General features: G+C 69.4%; 16 protein-coding genes. 7 read left to right on the top strand and 9 right to left on the bottom strand.

All coding sequences use genetic code 11. The annotated features are described in order from the left end of the window. Window positions 1-103 precede the first annotated feature (103 nt). From ACWF9G_RS24625 to ACWF9G_RS24640, 4 genes are read right to left on the bottom strand one after another with little or no spacing between them, the layout of a single operon-like run. Window positions 104-1,207: a glycosyltransferase gene (locus ACWF9G_RS24625; RefSeq protein ID WP_452518178.1), complete on the bottom strand. Its 1,104-nt coding sequence runs from the start codon at window positions 1,205-1,207 to the stop codon at window positions 104-106. Then, window positions 1,204-2,535, bottom strand: a complete 1,332-nt coding sequence (locus tag ACWF9G_RS24630; protein ID WP_452518179.1) for a glutamate-1-semialdehyde 2,1-aminomutase — start codon at window positions 2,533-2,535, stop codon at window positions 1,204-1,206. The genes ACWF9G_RS24625 and ACWF9G_RS24630 overlap by 4 nt, the downstream gene beginning before the upstream one ends. Then, entirely contained in the window at window positions 2,535-3,794 is a 1,260-nt protein-coding gene (locus ACWF9G_RS24635; protein ID WP_452518181.1) for a GNAT family N-acetyltransferase, read from the bottom strand. The genes ACWF9G_RS24630 and ACWF9G_RS24635 overlap by 1 nt, the downstream gene beginning before the upstream one ends. Before the next feature lie 41 nt (window positions 3,795-3,835). Next, window positions 3,836-4,921 carry a hypothetical protein gene (locus tag ACWF9G_RS24640; protein ID WP_452518183.1) on the bottom strand — a complete coding sequence of 362 codons (1,086 nt, stop codon included), beginning with the start codon at window positions 4,919-4,921 and terminating at the stop codon, window positions 3,836-3,838. Between the two features lie 217 nt (window positions 4,922-5,138). Between ACWF9G_RS24640 and ACWF9G_RS24645 the strand changes: the two genes are divergently transcribed. The 6 genes from ACWF9G_RS24645 to ACWF9G_RS24670 all read left to right on the top strand — a co-directional run bounded on the left by ACWF9G_RS24645 (window position 5,139) and on the right by ACWF9G_RS24670 (window position 12,081). Beyond that, window positions 5,139-5,969, top strand: a complete 831-nt coding sequence (locus ACWF9G_RS24645) for a glycosyltransferase (RefSeq protein WP_452518185.1) — start codon at window positions 5,139-5,141, stop codon at window positions 5,967-5,969. A 4-nt stretch (window positions 5,970-5,973) separates the two neighbouring features. Next, window positions 5,974-7,341, top strand: coding sequence for an O-antigen ligase family protein (locus ACWF9G_RS24650; RefSeq protein WP_379308112.1), 1,368 nt, complete (start codon window positions 5,974-5,976; stop codon window positions 7,339-7,341). A 125-nt stretch (window positions 7,342-7,466) separates the two neighbouring features. Continuing rightward, on the top strand, window positions 7,467-8,399 hold the full coding sequence (locus ACWF9G_RS24655; RefSeq protein WP_379308145.1) for a glycosyltransferase family 4 protein: 933 nt from the start codon (window positions 7,467-7,469) through the stop codon (window positions 8,397-8,399). Continuing rightward, a complete protein-coding gene (locus ACWF9G_RS24660) occupies window positions 8,396-10,003 on the top strand; it encodes an oligosaccharide flippase family protein (RefSeq protein WP_452518187.1) in 1,608 nt (535 codons plus the stop codon). Before ACWF9G_RS24655 ends, ACWF9G_RS24660 begins: the two co-directional genes overlap by 4 nt. Window positions 10,004-10,007: 4 nt before the next feature. Further along, window positions 10,008-10,979, top strand: coding sequence for a beta-xylosidase (locus tag ACWF9G_RS24665; protein WP_452518188.1), 972 nt, complete (start codon window positions 10,008-10,010; stop codon window positions 10,977-10,979). Between the two features lie 16 nt (window positions 10,980-10,995). After that, complete coding sequence (locus ACWF9G_RS24670; protein WP_452518236.1) at window positions 10,996-12,081, top strand: glycosyltransferase family 4 protein; 1,086 nt, start codon at window positions 10,996-10,998, stop codon at window positions 12,079-12,081. Here the strand turns inward: ACWF9G_RS24670 and ACWF9G_RS24675 are convergent. Next, window positions 12,057-13,172 (bottom strand): class I SAM-dependent methyltransferase, encoded by a 1,116-nt coding sequence (locus ACWF9G_RS24675; protein WP_452518189.1) that lies wholly within the window; start codon window positions 13,170-13,172, stop codon window positions 12,057-12,059. The genes ACWF9G_RS24670 and ACWF9G_RS24675 overlap by 25 nt on opposite strands. A gap of 14 nt (window positions 13,173-13,186) precedes the next feature. On the opposite strand from ACWF9G_RS24675, the gene rfbC reads away from it, so the two are divergent. Beyond that, window positions 13,187-13,750 (top strand): dTDP-4-dehydrorhamnose 3,5-epimerase, encoded by a 564-nt coding sequence (gene rfbC, locus ACWF9G_RS24680; RefSeq protein WP_379308108.1) that lies wholly within the window; start codon window positions 13,187-13,189, stop codon window positions 13,748-13,750. Here the strand turns inward: rfbC and ACWF9G_RS24685 are convergent. The 4 genes from ACWF9G_RS24685 to ACWF9G_RS24700 are packed head-to-tail and all read right to left on the bottom strand — an operon-like array spanning window position 13,728 to window position 17,456. Beyond that, window positions 13,728-14,762: an NAD-dependent epimerase/dehydratase family protein gene (locus ACWF9G_RS24685; protein WP_452518238.1), complete on the bottom strand. Its 1,035-nt coding sequence runs from the start codon at window positions 14,760-14,762 to the stop codon at window positions 13,728-13,730. The genes rfbC and ACWF9G_RS24685 overlap by 23 nt on opposite strands. Window positions 14,763-14,764: 2 nt before the next feature. Further along, entirely contained in the window at window positions 14,765-15,415 is a 651-nt protein-coding gene (locus ACWF9G_RS24690) for a PIG-L deacetylase family protein (RefSeq protein WP_452518190.1), read from the bottom strand. Then, complete coding sequence (locus ACWF9G_RS24695; RefSeq protein WP_452518191.1) at window positions 15,412-16,188, bottom strand: glucose-1-phosphate cytidylyltransferase; 777 nt, start codon at window positions 16,186-16,188, stop codon at window positions 15,412-15,414. Before ACWF9G_RS24695 ends, ACWF9G_RS24690 begins: the two co-directional genes overlap by 4 nt. Further along, window positions 16,185-17,456 carry a methyltransferase domain-containing protein gene (locus ACWF9G_RS24700; RefSeq protein WP_452518193.1) on the bottom strand — a complete coding sequence of 424 codons (1,272 nt, stop codon included), beginning with the start codon at window positions 17,454-17,456 and terminating at the stop codon, window positions 16,185-16,187. The genes ACWF9G_RS24695 and ACWF9G_RS24700 overlap by 4 nt, the downstream gene beginning before the upstream one ends. Window positions 17,457-17,507 lie beyond the last annotated feature (51 nt).

The raw sequence follows: 17,507 nt of genomic DNA on the forward strand, positions 1-17,507 counted from the left end.
CGTGGCGCCCGGTTATCGTGTGGGAATGGTCACCAGTCGCCGCAGGTCAAAGGGTGTGTGTGACAGTTAATTTCAGTAACTGTAAGTTTCGGACAACTTGCCGCTATCGGTCCGCCAGCACGTCGCCGACGACGGCGGCCATCCTGGCGCGGAACACCTCGGGGGCGAAGGTACCCGCGTGGTCGCGGATCTTCGCCGGATCGTAGGTCGCCGAACGGAAGTCGCTCATCACCGCGGCCAGCGCCGCCACGACGTCGTCATCGGAACCGGCGGGCACGTACTCGCCGGTGACTCCGGGGCGGACCGTGTCGAGCGCACCGCCGGCGCCGACGGCCAGCACCGGCGCGCCGCACGCCATCGCCTCGACGGGGACGATGCCGAAGTCCTCGATGCCGGGCATGAGCAGCGCCTGGCAGCGCCGGTACATGTCCTGTAGCTGCTCGGCGGAGGTGGCGCCGAGGAAGGTCGTCTCCGGGCCCGCGATCGCCTCGAGCTGGGCGCGGAAGCGTCCCTCCCCGAGGACGACGAGGCGAACGCCCGCGCGTTGTGCCGCGCGAATCGCCAGGTCGGCGCGCTTGTAGGGCACCAGCCTGCCCGCGCAGAGGAAGAAGTCCTCGCGGGCAACGCCCGGATCGGGGGTGAACCGGGCGACCTGCACCGGCGGGTTGACCACCGAGGCGGGCAAGCCCCACCAGTCGGTGACCCGCTGGGCCACCGCGTGGGAGTTGGCGACGACGTGCGTCAGCCGTGGCGCGGCGCGCAGTTCGCCGCGCCGGGCCAGGGCACCCAGCGCACCGAGCGCGAGCTGGCCAGCGCGGCCGCCCGCCTCCTGCAGGCGGAATTCGCGATCCCAGGCCCATCGGGCCGGGCTGTGCACATACGCCACGACCGGTGCGCCGGTGGCCAGCGCGGCCTGGGTGGCGAAAGCGTGATGGCTGACCACCACGACATCGAAGTCACGCAACGGCATGCGCCGGAATGCGCGCGGCACCAGCGGCAGCAGTGGCGCGTGCCTGCCGCCGGTGACGGTGTGTGCCCGGCTGAGCCAGCTGTCGTGGACGGTGCGGACGGGTTCGCGAAGCCCGCCCGGCGCGACGATCGGCGCGAAAACCTCGGCATCGGGCCAGGTTTCGACGAACTCACCGACAACCGCCTCGGATCCGCCGAATTCGGTGAAACGTTCGTGCACGAGGGCGACGCGGGTCATCGGTAGGTGCTCACTTCGATCTGTCGGGGCGCCGCGGTGCGACGCAGAGCGGGGGCGACGGGGCGGCCGCGCAGCAGCCCGTCGACGGTGCCGCGCTCGATCGCGCGGCGATATACCGGGGCTGCCGCCGCGCACGCGGCGATCGTGGCGGCGATCGCGTCGGCGTCGTGGGCGGCCGAGGTGACGAACGACTGACCGAGCACACCATGCTCGAGCAGTTCCTGGAGAAACAGTGTCCGAAAGGCTTGCGACGGTGCGCCTTCGGCATCCAGTGTGCGGAAGATCAGGCACGACGGCCTGCCGCGGACCTGGAGGTACTCGGCGATGCCGAGCGCGTCGGCGACGGCATTCACCCCGTCGGCGAGTTCCCGGCCCGCCTGCTCCATCCGGGCGATCGGGTCCTCGGTGCGGTAGGCGTGGACGACGGCGCGGAACGCGGCCAGCGACGCGGTCTCGGGCCCGTGCGTGGTGGACAGCAGGAAGACCCGGTCGTGGTCGGTGCGCAGGCCGCCGCGCTCCATGTACTCGCGCTTGCCCGCGAGCGCGGAGATGGGGAATCCGTTGCCCATCGCCTTGCCCCAGCACGACAGGTCCGGTGTCACCCCGTACACGGCCTGCGCACCACCGGCCGACCAGCGGAAGCCGGTGATCATCTCGTCGAACACCAGCAGCGTGCCGTGCCGATCACACAGGGCGCGAACACCTTCCAGGTATCCGGGCATCGGCTCGGCCATGGCTGTCGCGGCCTCGAGGAAGACGGCGGCGACGGTGTCGCCCGCGAGTGTCGCCGCGAGCGCGTCGAGATCGTTGTAGGCGAACTTCACGGTGTCGGCGGCGGGGATCCCGGCCGCCATGTCGGTGGTTCCGATGAACCAGTCGTCGACGGAGAAGAACGGCTGATCGCAGACGGCGATCGTGGTCCGGCCGGTCACGGCTCTGGCCAGGCGCACCGCCGCGCTGGTGGCGTCGGAGCCGTTCTTCGCGAATTTCACCATGTCGGCGCCCGGTACGAGGTCCAGGAAGTCCTGCGCGGCACATAGTTCGAGTTCGGTCGGTCGGGAGAAGCTCAGGCCGTCGGCGGCGGCGAGGGTGGCTGCGCGCAGCACCGGTTCGTAGCCGTGGCCCAGGGTGACCGACCGCAGCCCCATCCCGTATTCGACGAACTCGTTGCCGTCGACGTCCCACACGCGAGCACCCTTGCCGCGCACCAGGATCGGTGCCATCCGCTCGGGGTACTGGTCGGCGCCACGGGCATAGGTGTGCGCGCCGCCGGGAACAAGGTCGTGCAGGCGAGCCTGGATCGCGGCACTGCGTTCGAAACTGCGCATCAGGTGAGCCCCCACAAACCGTGGTCGGTGTGCAGCCCGGTGGGGCCACGATGGTCGGTCAGGACACCTTCGTGCACGAAGCCGGCGGCGGCAACCACAGCGGAGGTGACGGTGTCGTCGACCGGAATCTCGGCCGCTATCCGCCGCAGCCCGAGCTCGGCGAACCCGTACTCGGTGACCGCGCGCAGCGCCGCGGCCCAGAGTTCGGTATCGGCGAGATCGGGGTCGGCCCAGGTGAACAGGCTGGTGGCCTGCCCCGGCAGCAGGGAGTCGTACAGGCGGAATTCGCCTGCGTAGCAATCGTTCACGTGCAGCACCAGGTGCAGTCCCACCGGTGACCGGAGACCGAATCGGGTGTTCCACAGTGCGCGGTACCACCCGGCCTGACGGTGCCTGCGTTCCCATTCGGCAGACCCGACCGCCACCGTGATCCGGGTGCGGTGGGCTGTCGCGGCACGTCGCCAGGCCGATCGATCCGTGCGGACAAGGGTGCGCACCACGGCATTCGGGTGATCGGCGACCACCAGGGACACGGGTTCGGCGGGCACGTAGCGTCGCAGATGCTCGCGGGCTGTCCACGCGACCAGCCTGGCGGCGGCGAGCGCGACTACTACGGGCGGCACGCTGCCGGACCTGGAACCGGCTGGGACCGGGGCTGATTCGGCCGGGATGAGGGCGGGGAGGTCCTGCGCTGCGAGGTCGGCCGGGGTGATCGCCGACAACGTGTGGTCCCGGGGTGCCCCACCGGCGTCGTAGGCCAGTGCCATGGTGGCTTGGTGGCGGTAGCCGAGGCCGCGCACACAACGGAGGGCGGGTCGGTTGTCCGGTGAGACCGGTGCCAGCACCCGGGTGACACCACGGGTGCCGAACATGTAGTCGAGCAGCAGCGCGCCCACCTGTGCCATGACCCCGCGGCCTGCCCACCGCGCGTCGATCCAGCCACTGGATTCCGCGGTAGCCGAGGCCGCGTCGATGATGAAGTACTCCACCTGCCCTACGAACCGGCCGTCGACCTCGATGACCCCGGCGTACCGGTGTCCGGCCCGCATATCGGACCAGGCGACCAGGCATTCCCGCGCCCAGTGCCGGGGCGTGTGCCGCTGCTCCCAGCTCAGTGGTGAAGTGCCCCAGTACGGTTCGATGAACGCGCGGTCGCGCAGCCGGATCTCGCGCCACTGCGCGAAGTCCGACATGCGCGGCGGCCGCAGGCGAACGATGCTGTCGCCGTGGTGAACAGGGCCCAATATCAGGCGCGACATGTCGCCCGGTATGGGGGATGTCTTGCGCGACAACGCCATGTCTAGACGTCGCGCGATCCGGTGGTCTTCGGCACCGGGGCGGCACGGACCGGCCATTGCCGCGGCAGCACCGTGGTCTCGGGGTCGTACGCCACCGGCGTCGAGGTCCTGGTGTCACGTTTCGGGGCTGGGGCTGGGGCTGGGGCTGGGGCTGGGGCTGGGGCCGGGGCCGGGGCCGGGGCCGGGGCGGGCGCGGCGGGACCGGGTGCCGGCTCGGGTGCCGCCGTGGGAACAGGGGCGGCCGTGGCGGCCGCGGTCTCGGCTTTCCGCCCGCGACGCAAACCACCGGTTCGTCCGCTGAGCCCACCGGTTCGGCCGGCGCGGCGGCTGAGCGCACCGCGCGCCAGCACCACCGCCTCGGCGACGATGATCAGCGTGGCCAGCCCCGCGAACAGGCCTTCCTGGACCGGGTGCGGGGCGACCAGTTCCGAGGTCGGATTGGCGATCACGGTCAGGCGCGGCATGCCGAGGACCTGGCGGAACTCCATCTCGCGCGCCACATCCCTGGCATCGAAACTGAGTTCCGGGCGCAGCGGATCCTCGGCCAGCCTTTTGGTGAAGGTGTCCTCGACGGCCCGCCGATGCACCTCGAGATCGGCGGCCGAACGGGCGATGGCCTCGGTGCGCATCTGGGACGCGACACTGTCGAGCGACTGCTGCACCGCCAGCACCAGCTTTTCGGCCTGCTCGGGCGACCCGGCCTGTGCCTTGATGATGAGCAGCGACGGTGCGGGCCCGGTCATCGCCGAAACTCGTGGCCGCAGGTCGTTCTCCGAGGGCGCCAGCCCGTTCTTCACCACATCCGAGAGCACCCGGCTCTCGGTGACCAGCACGATGTAGGGCTGGGTCAGCTCGTTGAACACCGCGCCGATGGATTGCTGGGAGATCTGCGCGGTGATGCTCGCCTCGTAGGTTCGGGGGCTGCCTTCGCGGACCAGCCATACCGCACCGCCGACGAGGGCTGCGACAACCAGGGCGATCGGCAGGGCGCGAACCAGCTGGCGCAGATGGTCGGCGATGTTCACCCCGGACATCGCCGGACGCCCCGGATCCGCGTCGCCCGTGTCCGCCGGGTCGGTCTCGCTCACGCTTCCCCCACATTTCGCCGATCTTGCTTCCGCGATGTTAGCTGGGGTTCCGCTGCGCCGCTAACCCGGTGGCACGTGGCGGGCACCACGAGTACCCGGACCTCGCGTTCGGTAAACGATCTGTACCGATGTCGATGTGAATATCGGTTGCCAGGCGGGTACTGTGCACGAAACGGGCGCGCGGCGCAGGCCCGATCAGTGTTGTGGAGGATGTGCGGTGGTGGGGGTACCGGTGTCGGTGTGCGTCCCGGCATTCAACGCGGCACGCACGATTGTCGAGACCATCGAGTCGATCCGAGCGCAGGATTTCGTGGACTTCGAGATCGTCGTGCTCGACAATGCCAGCACCGACGGCACCGGCGACCTGGTGCGGTCCTTCGACGACGAGCGCATCCGGCTGTGCACCAACGACACCGTGCTGCCGATGGTCGACAACTGGAATCGGGTGATGAGCCAGGCCCGCGGCGATCTGGTCAAACTCGTCTGTGCCGACGACCTGATCACCCCGGATTGCCTGTCGGCGCAGGTCGATTCGCTGCGCGATCCCGAGGTCGCCGTCGCAGGCGCCAAGTTCGACGTCATCGACGACGCGGGCGCGGTGCTCGCCCGGGCTCGCGGGCTGGGGAATCTGGTCGGGCGGTGTTCGTCGCGTACGGCGCTGGGCGCGTTCGTGCGCAAGCTGCCCGACGAGCTGTGCCCGACCGCCGCGTTCCTGTTCCGGCGCCACGAATTCGAGGCGACCGGGGGATTTCGCACCGACTTCTTCTATGCGATGGACATCGATCTTGTCGCGCGATTGTGTGCGCGCGGCAGGTTCTACGGCCACAACCGGGTGCTGGCGATCAACCGGGCTTCGGTGTTCAACCATTCCTCCACGACGTCGACCCTCAGCAAATTCTCCGATGTGCTGCGGTTCAACCACCATGCGCGACGGGAATACCGCGGCCTGGTCGGTCCGGTCGACGTACTGGCCGGCGACGGCAAGGTGCTGCGCCAGGCGCTGGTGCGCCTGGGTGCGCGGACCAAGCGCCTGGCCGGGCAGGGCTGAGTCCATGGGCTCGCTGCTGTACCTGGCCGCCATCCCGGTGGGCTGGGTGTTCCTGCGCTGGATCCGGTTCCGGCCGCAGCGTGGCGTGTTGCTGGTCGCCGCACTGGTCCCGTTCAACGGTCTGCTCGAGATCGCGCCGGGCTGGATGCAGGTCAACGGCTGGAAGGAGGCGCTGCTCGGGCTCACCCTGCTGGTGGCCGTTTTCGTCCCGCACCGGCAGACCGACCCGCGTCCGGTGGTGCCGTGGTGGTCCTTCGGCGCCGCACTGTGCGTTTTCGGGGTGGTGTCGGCGTTCGTCACGGCAGGGACGCTCGGACTGTTCGCCATCAAGATCACGTTCTTCTATTTCATCGTGGTCCCGCTGATCCTGTATCTGCGCCCGTTCACCGCGCGCGACCGCGACCTGCTGGTGACGATCATGATGGTGGAGTCGGTGGCGATCGCGCTGTTCGGCCTTGCCCAGCAGGTGATCGGCGGCGCGGGCCTGGCGCAGATGGGCTACAAGTACAACGAGACGATCCGCTTCGCCGGCGGCCTGCTGCGTTCGTTCAGCACCTTCAACCAGCCGTTTCCGTATGCGTTCTACCTGGTGATGGTCCTGCTCGTCGGCGGGTCGGTCGCACTCGCGAATCCCAAGCGACCGCGCAATCGGCTGTTCCTGATGACGACGCCGATTCTGGTCCTCGGTGCGGCGGCGAGTGTGGTGCGTGCCGCGCTGGCCGGGCTGCTGGTCGGCGCCCTGCTGCTGGCGGTGGTTCGCTACCGGCGCCAATTGATGCCGGTGATCATCGGCTCGGTGGCCGTGGTCGCGATCGGGGGGATCGCGGTGTCGTCGCAGGCCAGCAGTTCGCTGTTCTCTTCGTCGAGCCTGGCCGATCGCGGGACCGGCTGGAACACCGTCATGCGGACCGTCGGCAGTCACCCCTTCGGCGACGGACTCGGCTCGACCGGCGCCGCGGCCGCGCGGCTGCTGGTCGAGGAACTGGGCCCGATGGCCGGGGACTTGCCGTACGCCACCGGCGAGGTTCAAATCTATGGCCGCCCCTATCAACCCGACAACTACTACGTGAAGTTGCTCATCGAACTGGGGCCGATCGGGGTGTGGCTGTTCTCGGCGATCCTGGTGGTGATCTACCTGATGGCGCTGCGCTCGTCCCGCACGATGCGCGGGCCCGATTCGGCCCTGGCGCTCGGTGTCGCGGCGGCCGTGCTGGCCAGCGCGGTGGCGGCGGTGGCGTCGAGCTACTTCGAGATCTTCCCGAGTGATTTCTACTTCTGGTTGCTGGCCGCGGTCGTCGGCTGTGCCGTCACCCAGCAGCAGTCCCCGTCCCCGGCCGCCGAGCGCAGCTCTGTCCCCGAGCAGGTAACGTGAACAGTGAAAGTGCAAGCCCCGCAGTCTGTTTCGGTGCGCTGGCATTGCGCCCGAACGGCGCAGGCGTGGCTACCTATCAGCGGGAGCTACTGGGGCGGATCGCCGGGCTGATGCCCGGAACCGCGATGTCGGCGCTGGTGCAGGCCGACGCCGCGCCCGCGCTGCCATCAGGCATCGCGGCGTTGTCGCGGCCGGTCGCGGCGGGGGCTCGCCGGGCCTGGCACGGTATCGCGCCACTGCGCGGCATGGATGTCTTCCACGGTCTCGATGTCGATATTCCCCTGTCCGGGCCGGGCGCAACGGTCAGTACGGTGCACGACCTGTCGGTCTTCGATGTGCCGTGGGCGTTCAGCCGGTATCGGGCACGCGGTGAGCAGTTGCTGGTGCGGATGTCGTTGACCCGGGCCGACTTGCTCATCGCCGTCTCGGAATTCACCGCGCAGCGGATCGCGGATCGCTTCGGTCGCGAGGCGGTGGTGGTGCCGCTGGCTCCCGCCGAATGGGCGCGGGTGCCCGACGAGGCAGCCGTGGCGCGGGTGCGCGCCCGGTATCAGCTGCCGCGGCGGTTCGTGCTGCAGGTCGGCACCGTCGAACCACGCAAACAAGTCGCCATGCTGGCCGAAGTGGCACGCGACCTCGACGTCCCGCTCGTGCTGGCCGGCGCCGGATCCGACGGTCCGCAGGCACCGAGCGGCGCGATCGGGCTCGGCTACGTCGACCTCGCGGATCTGCCCGCGTTGTACGCGGCCGCCACCGTGGTCGCCTACTGCTCGCAGTACGAGGGCTTCGGGCTGCCGCCGGTCGAGGCGATGGCCTGTGGCGGCGCGGTCGTGGCGAGCGCGGTCGGCGCGCTGCCCCAGGTCTGCGGTGACGGCGCGGTTCTGGTGGCTACCGCGACCACCGAATCGTGGGTGCGCGCCATCCGCCCCCTGCTGCACGATGACGCCGCCAACCGGGAGTTGCGTGCGCGCGGACTCGCCGCGATGTCCGAACTGAGCTGGCAGGCGACGGCCGAGGCGACGGTCGCCGCCTATCGTGCGGCCGGGCTGATGTCGTGACGGACGAGGCCGTCTCCGCGCCACCCCGGCCCAGCGGTGGCCCCACCGAGAACCGGTCCCGCGCGCAGTCGGGACGTGCCGCGGCCGGCAACACCGCGGCGATGCTGGGCGCCCGGATCTTCGCCGCCGTGCTCGGCCTGCTCGGCACCACGCTCATCGCCCGCATGCTCCCGGCGGTCGAATGGGGCTATTTCTCGTTCGTCTTCGGGTTGCTCGGCATGCTCGCGATCATCACCGACCTCGGAGTCGGGCGTGCGGTCATCGGCAAACTCGTGCACGGTGACCCCACCGAGGCCGCCGAGATCGCCACCTCGTTCATCGTCTTGCGCACGGTGCTCGGACTGGTCGGATACGGGCTCGCCATCGGGTATGTGCTCGTATTACGTTGTCCGGCACCAGTGGTCGCGGCCACCGCGCTCGCCGGACTGGTGGTGGTGATCGCCACCCCGAGCCATGCCCTGACCATCCTGTTCCAGTCCACGATGCGGCTGACCCTGGTCGCCGCGGCCGAGTCCCTGGCCCGCTGCGTGCAGCTGGCTTTGACCGTGGCGGCGGTGCTGTGGGCGCCGACCCTGCTCCTCGTCGTGGTGCCCGCCATCGCCTACGAGGTCGTTGCCGTGACGGTGAAGATCATCGCGGTGGCACGCGGGCTCGGCGGGCCCATCCCGGCCCGGCGCATCGAGCTGAGCTGGTGGAGCCCGATGCTGCGTGAGGCGCTGCCGCTGAGTATCGGGCTGGCGCTGATCATCATGCTCCAGAAGGTCGGGCTGCTGCTGCTCGGTCATGTCGACAGCTTCGAGTCCGTGGGCCTTTTCGCCGTCGGCATGAAGTTCTCGGACCTGCTCGACACCGCGGCGGTGGCGGTGGTCGGACCGCTGACGACCCTGCTGATCGCCTTGTGGCCGGGTGATCCGGTGCGGTTCCGGCGCTTCTTCCGCCAGGCCAACGCGGCCTTGATCGTGCTCGGACTGACCGCGCTGGTGGCCTTCTGGCCGGTCGCGGGTCAGGTGGTCGGGCTGCTGTTCGGCCCGAATTTCGTTGCCGCGGCCGATGCCAGCCGCCTTCAGGTCGTCGGCGGGCTGCTCGGTGCCCTGGCACACCTGGGCTTGGTGGCGTTGATGGCCACCGGCCGCAACAGCCTCATTCCCTGGATCGCGGCGGCCGCCCTGGGTGTGAACCTCGCCGTGGCGTGGCCGTTGATCTCGCGGATGTCCTACGAGGGCGCCGTCATCGCGGGCCTGGCGGCGCAGGTGGTGCTGCTGGCCGCCGTCTGGCTGGGTGTCCTGGCGACCGTGCGAATGCGGCGGCTGCTGCCGGTGACGACGCTGCTCGCGGTCACCGGTGTGGCCGTCGCGGTGATCGCCGCCGCGACCGCGATTGCGCACCGCTGGGCCCCACCGTGGATTCTCACCTCGGCCGTGGCCTGCCTGATATACCTTCTCATCGCCGGAAGCATCATGCGAAGGACCGAGGGATTGACGATACGAAGCTTGCGAGGGCCGAAAACTGATGACACTGTGGCGGATCGCTCGGGCGGGGCTGACCGCGGTGGTCGTCCTGGCGACAGTGCTCGGTTGCGCACCGGAGCCGACCGCGAGCACTGACACTGTGATCCGATCAGGTCTGGGAATCTCCGGCGGCCACTCCTGGCTCCAGCTCAGCGCCGAGGAACTGGATCGGCAGATGGGTCTGGTCGCCGCGACCGGCGCCACCTGGGTCCGCATCGATATCGACTGGTCGGTGATCGAACCCGTTCGCGGAAAACAGGATTGGTCGGCGACCGACCGCGCGGTGCGGGCGGCACGGGCACACGATCTGTCGGTGCTGGCGATCCTCACCTACGCACCGGCCTGGGCCGGACCCCACGGAGGTGTGGGCGGCAGCAAAGCCGCCCCGCAACCGGTGTTGTTCGGCAGGTTCGTCGGTGATGCCGTCGAGCACTACAAGAACCAGATCGCACACTGGGAGATCTGGAACGAACCCAACGTCACGGCGTTCTTCGCGCCGCGCCCAGATGTCGCCACCTACGCCCATCTGCTGCGCCAGGCCGCCCAGGCGGTGCGCGCGCGGCAGCCGCACGGTCAGGTCCTCGTCGGCGGGTTGGCGCCCGCGGCCGACAACGGCCAGGACATCTCGCCGACGTCGTTCGTCGAGGACCTCTACGAACTCGGCGCCGACGCCGACTTCGACGCGATCGCCGTGCACCCGTACTCCTATCCCGAGCTGCCGGACTCGCAGAGCTGGTACAACGCGTTCGGGAACCTGATGCGGATCCGGCGGATCATGGACTCCCACCACGACACCACCATGCAGTTGTGGCCCACCGAGTTCGGTGCGCCGACCGGAACCGGTGCGCGGGCCGTGAGCGAGGACGTGCAGGCCAGGATCATCGATCAGGGACTCGGTCTGGTTACCGCGATCCACGATGTCGGACCGGTGTTCGTCTACTCCCTGGTCGATGCCGGTCCCGACGGCAACGACCTCGAACAGAACTTCGGGATGCTGCGGCGTGACTACACCGAAAAGCCGGCCGTGACCGTGCTGCGCACCCATGCGGAGGTGCTGCGTGCCGGTCGATAGCGGGGTACATGAGTTGGTGTTCGTCGCTCACACCGCGCAGGCGTCCGGCGCCGAGAAGGTCATGCTCGATGTCATCGAAGTGGCTGTGGCGCGTGGGTACCGGGTGCGGGTGGTCTGCCCGACGGGCCCGCTCAGTGCCCGGCTGCCCGACTCGGTCGGTCACCTCCCGATTCGGGAACTCGGATTGACCGGTCAGCGGGGAGCGGCGCGCGTCCTGGCCGCACTGGTCATGCTGTGGCGGTGGTTACAGGCCGCGATCGTGCTGCGGAAGGTGTCGCGTGGCGGCCGGGTCGAGCTGGTGGTCAACTCGACCATGGCCCTGCCCGCGGTGGCCCTGTCGGTGCCGCGCCGCCGGTCGACGGTCTGGCTGGTGCACGACATTCTGGCCAGCCGAAGGCAATTCGTGGTCGCCAGGATGGGGCGTCGGGCCGTCGGCCGGGCCGTCGCGGTCTCCGAGCGTGCGGCCGCGCCGGTGCGGGCGCTGGGATTCGAGGTGGATGTCGCGTGGCTGGGGGTGAAGTGGCCGGTCGAGGCCGCCCCGATCGTGGAGCGCAGGCCGCCGGTGATCGGCATTCTCGGCGTGATCACGGCGTGGAAAGGCCATCACGTGCTGCTGGCCGCCGCTGCCGAACTGCCCGAGGTCGGTATCGAGATCGCGGGTACCGCCCTGCCGGGGGACGAACCGTATCTGGCCGAACTGCGGGAGCGGGCTGCTCGCCCCGATCTGGCGGGCCGGGTTCGCTTCCTCGGGCACGTCGACCCGCTGGTGACGGTGCGCGGATGGGATGTGCTGGTGTCGGCGAGTGTGCTGCCGGAAGCGGGTCCGCTGGTGGTGCTCGAGGCGATGAGCCTGGGTGTTCCCGTGGTGGCCACCGACCATGGCGGCAATGTCACCGACGATGTCGCGCTGTGCGTGGCCCCCGATGATCCGGTCGCGCTGGGCGGGGCGTTGCGCCGGCTCGTGCACGATCCGCAGCTGCGGGCGCGGCTCCGGGAAGCAGGGCGCGCGCATATCGCTACCCGTCACGACCGGTCCCGCACTCTGCCTCGCATGGTCGATGTGCTGCTCGGCGAGTATCAGCGGGAGAAGGCCTTGCCGTAGGTAGGTGCCGTCGGCCCGGCCGGGTCGTCGACGAACCAGCGGCCCTCGAGCTCGGGGAGCAGGCTGCGCACTTCGGTGAGCAGATCGGGCAAGGTCAGCAGGACGGCGCCGGGGTCGGCGGCGACGAGTGCGGCGGGGGAGATGATGGGCACATCGGTGCCGGGCATCCGGCAGCCCTGTTTGGCGGGGGAAGCGTCGGCGACACCGGCGAGCAGGCCACGTCGCGCGCCCGCCATGGACAGCAGGGCAACGGCGCGGGACGCGGCGCCATAGGCGTACACCCGAGTGCCTTGTGCGGCAGCGATTTCCAGCCATTCACGCAGTGCGTGAACGTGCTTGTCGACGACCTGCTGCAGGGCAGGCGTCGACCCTTCGAGCACCTGGGCTTCGGCCGCCGACACCCGCTCGACAGCCGGATCGGCGGCATGCTCACCGTGGCGGGCCGCCAGGAGCACAGTGCCGCCGTAGAGTTCGAACTCCCACGCGGTCACCACACTCATCCCCGCCGCGCGCAGCAGAGCTTGCAGCGTCGCCAGGGAGTAGTACGCGAAATGCCCGTGCCGCAACGCATTCCACTGCCCCTGCCCGACAATGGCGGCCAGCGAATGGTACTGCACCAGCAGCACACCGTCCGGGGCCGTCGCGGCGGCGCGCGCGGCGAACGCGGCCCGCTGATCGGGCTCGTGCATGATGCCGAAACAATCGAGCACCACCTCCGCCGCACCCTCGGTCTGCTCGGTGAAGCCGTGCTCGGTGAGCAACGGGAGCCAGGTGCCGCCGTGCGGGCTGCCGAACTCGGCCACCGTCGACCCGTGCAGCAGACCGGCCGCGTGCACCAGGCGCACGGCAGCCGCCGCCTGATCGCGCAACGCCTGCGGTTCGATGCCGCGCGGTTCGGCGGTGACGGTGTCGTCGTCGGCCAGCTGAGCCAGCCCACACCCCACGCACTGGTCCATCCGCAGCGGATGGCCGGTCTCCGCCGGATCGACGGGGCTGTCGTGCGGTGGGAAATGATCGGCCGCGGGGACCGTACCCAGGTCGAGGACGGTAGTGAGCGCGGAATTTCCGCAGCCGCGGCACCGGCGAGTCATGGCAGGATGTCCTCGTGCGTATCGAGCGGGCCGAGCTGGCCGACGTGGTGGTGCTCGTTCCCGAGCCGTTCCGAGACGAGCGTGGTCTGTTCACCCGGACCTTCGACGCCGGGGAATTCGACGCCCACTTCGGGAGAGAGGGCGCCGCCGCGGCATTCGTGCAGGACTCGCAGTCGCGATCCAGGCGCGGAGTGATTCGCGGCATGCACGGACGTGGTGGCCGCGGGGAGGCGAAGCTGGTGCGCTGCGCACGCGGCGCGGTGCACGACGTGCTCGTCGACATCCGGCCCGGCTCGCCGACTTTCGGTGCCCGCCAAGGGTTCCGGCTCGACGACGAGCACTTCCACCACCTGTACGTGCCGCCCGGGTTCCTGCACGGATTCCAGGCGCTCACCGAGGTCGCCGACGTCTGCTACCGCATCGACCGCCCGCACGACCCGGCCGAGGACCTCGGGGTCGCCTACGACGACCCCGACCTGGCCATCGACTGGCCCCTGCCCGCCGGCATCGTCTCGGCGCGCGACGCGCAGGCGGGCAGCTGGGCGCAGCTGCGCGCTACGCTGGCGCCGGCGCACTGATCCGGCGCAGCCGCGCGTCGAGTTCACCCGCGTCGCAGAGCCCCTGCAGATGTGGCAACCGGGTGAACCGGTGGAAGAACGCGTCGGAGGTGAGCCCGCGCGCGGTGTACTCGGAGAACAGCTCCTCGGCGCCCGCCGGCACCGTCCAGCGCGCCTCGAAACCGAGAACCTCACGCGCGGAAGAGAAATCGACACGATACGAGCGCGGATCGGCGCCGCTCTCGCCGGTGATCAGCAGTCGCGAACCCGGCACCGCGTCCACCACCGCGGCGGCGATCTCGGCGACGGTCAGATTGTTGACCTCGGTGCCGATATTGAACGCGCGGCAGGAGATGTCGGCGGCGGGCGCGGTCAGGCAGGTGGCGAAGGCGATCGCGATATCCTCGGCATGCACCAGCGGGCGCCACGGCGTGCCGTCGGAGAGCACCTTCACCTCACCGGTGAGTACCGCGTAGCCGACCAGATTGTTGAGCACGATATCGGCGCGCAGCCGCGGGGAGAAGCCGAAAGCCGTTGCGTTGCGCAGAAATACCGGGGTGAAATCGGCATCGGCCAGCGCGGCGACATCGTCCTCGACACGCACCTTGCTCTGCGCGTAGGGGGTGATCGGGCGCAACGGCGCGTCCTCGGTGACCAGTTCGGCACCCGCGGCGCCGTACACCGAGCAGGTCGAGGCGTAGAGGAAGCGGCGCACCCCGGCCTCCTTGGCGAGGCGGGCCAGCCGCACCGACGCGTGATGGTTGATGTCGTAGGTGATCTCGGGAGCCAGCGCGCCCAGCGGATCGTTCGACAGCGCGGCCAGGTGGATCACCGCGTCGAAACCGCGCAACTGCTCGACGGTGACCTCGCGCAGATCGACCGCCAATCCCGTGGGGTCACCGGCGAACTCGCCGAGCAGGCAATCGGCGAAGTAACCGATGTCCAAACCGGTGACCTCGTGGCCCGCCGCCCGCAGCACCGGCACCATCACGGTGCCGAGATAACCCTGGTGCCCGGTGACCAGTACCCGCATGTTCACGTCTGTTCCCATCTGATGATCGCCTTGTCGAGCACGAACGCCTCGGCATAGGGCGCGTGGCACTGCACGCCACGCATCCGGGCCAGACCGAGGAAGGCCTGCTCGTCGAACCAGTCACGGCCCGTCTGCGACGGATAGTGCTCGTGCAGCAACCGCGACTTCTGCTGCGCGAGTTCGGTTGTGAGCGGGTGGTACAGCGTCGGGGTGGGGGTGTCGGTCTCCCACTTGAGGATCTCGTAGCCCAGGATCAGGTGGTCACGGAACTCGGTGGGTACCAGCTCCGCCAGCAGCCGATGGTCCTGGTGGGCGTCACCGCGGTGCGGCGCGAACACCACCTCCGGCTCGCCGCTGCGCCGGAAGCCGGCCAGCGCGTCCTTGATCCGGTCCCAGTGGGCAGGCGCGCGGCCGTCGGGAATATCGAGTACCTCGAGCTCCGGTTTCGTGCCGGAGCAGAACGCGGTCAGCGCCGCCCGTTCCTCGTCCTCGCGCGCGGTGCCCGCACCCGAGAGCACCAGCGCCCTGACCTCCACCTCCGGGTCGGCGCCGGTGAGCGCGAGCAGGGTCGCGCCCATGCCGATCGCGATGTCGTCGCAGTGTGCGCCGAGCACCGCGATCCGGCGCGGCGGGCGGCTGAACAACCCGATCACTCCTGCTCCCACACCATCCACGGCCGCGAGCCGTTGCGGTAGGCGTCGTCGAGTTCGGCGCGCTCCTTGAACGTATCGGCCGGCTTCCAGAAGCCGAGATGCCGGTAGCCGAACAGTCTGCCCTGCCCGGCCAGGGCGCCGCACACGTCGGCGACCAGATCACCGCCCGGTGGCAGCAGCTCGAAGATCTCCTGGCTCAGGACGAAGTAGCCACCGTTTTCCCACAGCGGCATCTGCGCCACCGGCATGATCTCCTTGACCTCGCCCGCGGGCGTGATGTCCACGCAGTGGAACGAGGACTGCGGCGGCACCACCATCATCGATGCCGCCGCACCCGAGGCGTGGAACGTCTCGATCATCGTGTCCAGCGGCGCATCGGTGAGGACGTCGGCGTAGTTGGCCAGGAAGTACTCGTCACCGTCGAGGTGATCGCGCACCCGGCGCAAACGCTCGCCGATCGCCGACTCGACACCGGTGTCGACGAAGGTGATCGACCAATCGCCGATATCGCTGCCGAGCAACTCCACCTGCCCGTTACGGATCACGAAATCGTTGGACGCAGACTCCTGATACGTGAGGAAGAAGTTCTTGATGTGCTCCGCGCCGTAGCCGAGGCACAGGATGAACTCCTTGTGGCCGTAATGCGCGTAGTAGCGCATCACGTGCCATAGCAGCGGGCGCGGGCCGACCAGCTGCATCGGCTTGGGCACGACGTCCTCGGACCCGCCGCGCATGCGCATGCCGTAACCGCCGCAGAACAACACGACCTTCATCGGTTCACCTTCGTTTCCATGGCACCGGCTACCACCGGGTCGCCGAGAATGTCGCCGCGGTGCAGCACCGGCAGCGGATAGACCAGTTCGCCACCCCAGTCGCCGACATGGCGCAGCTGGGCGGTGATCTCGGCTTCGAGATTCCAGGGCAGCACCAGCACCACATCCGGGCGGTCGGCATCGATGCGTTCCGGCGGATGGATCGGGATGCGGGTGCCGGGGGTGTAGCGGCCGTGCTTGTAGGGGTTGCGGTCCACGGTGTACTCGAGCAGGTCGGGCCGGATACCGCAGTAGTTGAGCAGAGTGTTGCCCTTACCCGGGGCGCCGTACCCGACGACCCGCTTGCCCGCCGCCCGGCAATCGAGCAGGAAGCGCAGCAGTTCCAGGCGCACCGATTCCGCGCGCGGTCCCAGCGCGGCGTAACCCTCGGGAACATGCAGGCCCGCCGCCCGTTCCAGCTCGAGCACTTCCGAGACCCGCGCTGCGGGCTCCGCGACCGCGTCGGGGCGCGCCCACAGCCGGATCGAACCGCCGTGGGTGTCGAGCAGCTCCACGTCGACGACGGTCAGTCCGCCCACCGCCAGCGCGCGCTGCGCGGAATGCACGGTGTAGTACTGGAAGTGCTCGTGGTACACGGTGTCGAACTGGCCGAGCTGGACCAGATTCAGCGCGTGGTGCACCTCGATGCTCAGCCAGCCGTCATCGCTGAGCAACCCCCGCAGCGCACGGGTGAATCCGCGCAGATCGGGGATGTGGGCGTAGACATTGTTGGCGACCACCAGGTCGGCGGGCCCGTGCTCGGCGCGCACCCGCGCGGCCGACTCCTCGTCCAGGAACGTCGTTTCGGTGGGCACACCGGCCGCCCGCGCCGCCCTGCCGACATTGACCGACGGTTCGATGCCAAGGCAGCGGATGCCGCGCGCCATCACGTGACGCAGCAGGTAGCCGTCGTTGCTGGCCACCTCGACGACGAACGAATCGGCGCCGAGCCCGAGACGCTCGGCGGCGGTGTCGACGAACCGCTCGGCGTGGCGTACCCAGCTCTCGGAGTACGAGGAGAAGTACGCGTACTCGGTGAAGGTGTCCTCGGGGGTGATCAGCGCCGGGATCTGCAACAGCAGGCAGTCCTCGCACAGTCGCAGATGCAGGGGAAACGTCGATTCCGGCAGATCGAGCTGGTCGCGGTCGAGGAAACTCTCACACGGCGGGGTGGCACCCAGGTCGAGCACACTCGTGAGCCGATCGGAATCACAGAGTCGACATTGCACGCAGGGCCTCACCTTTTACACGATCGCGAAAACTGTCACGGCCGATGCCGG

The sequence above is a fragment of the Nocardia sp. NPDC055029 genome (assembly GCF_053608525.1).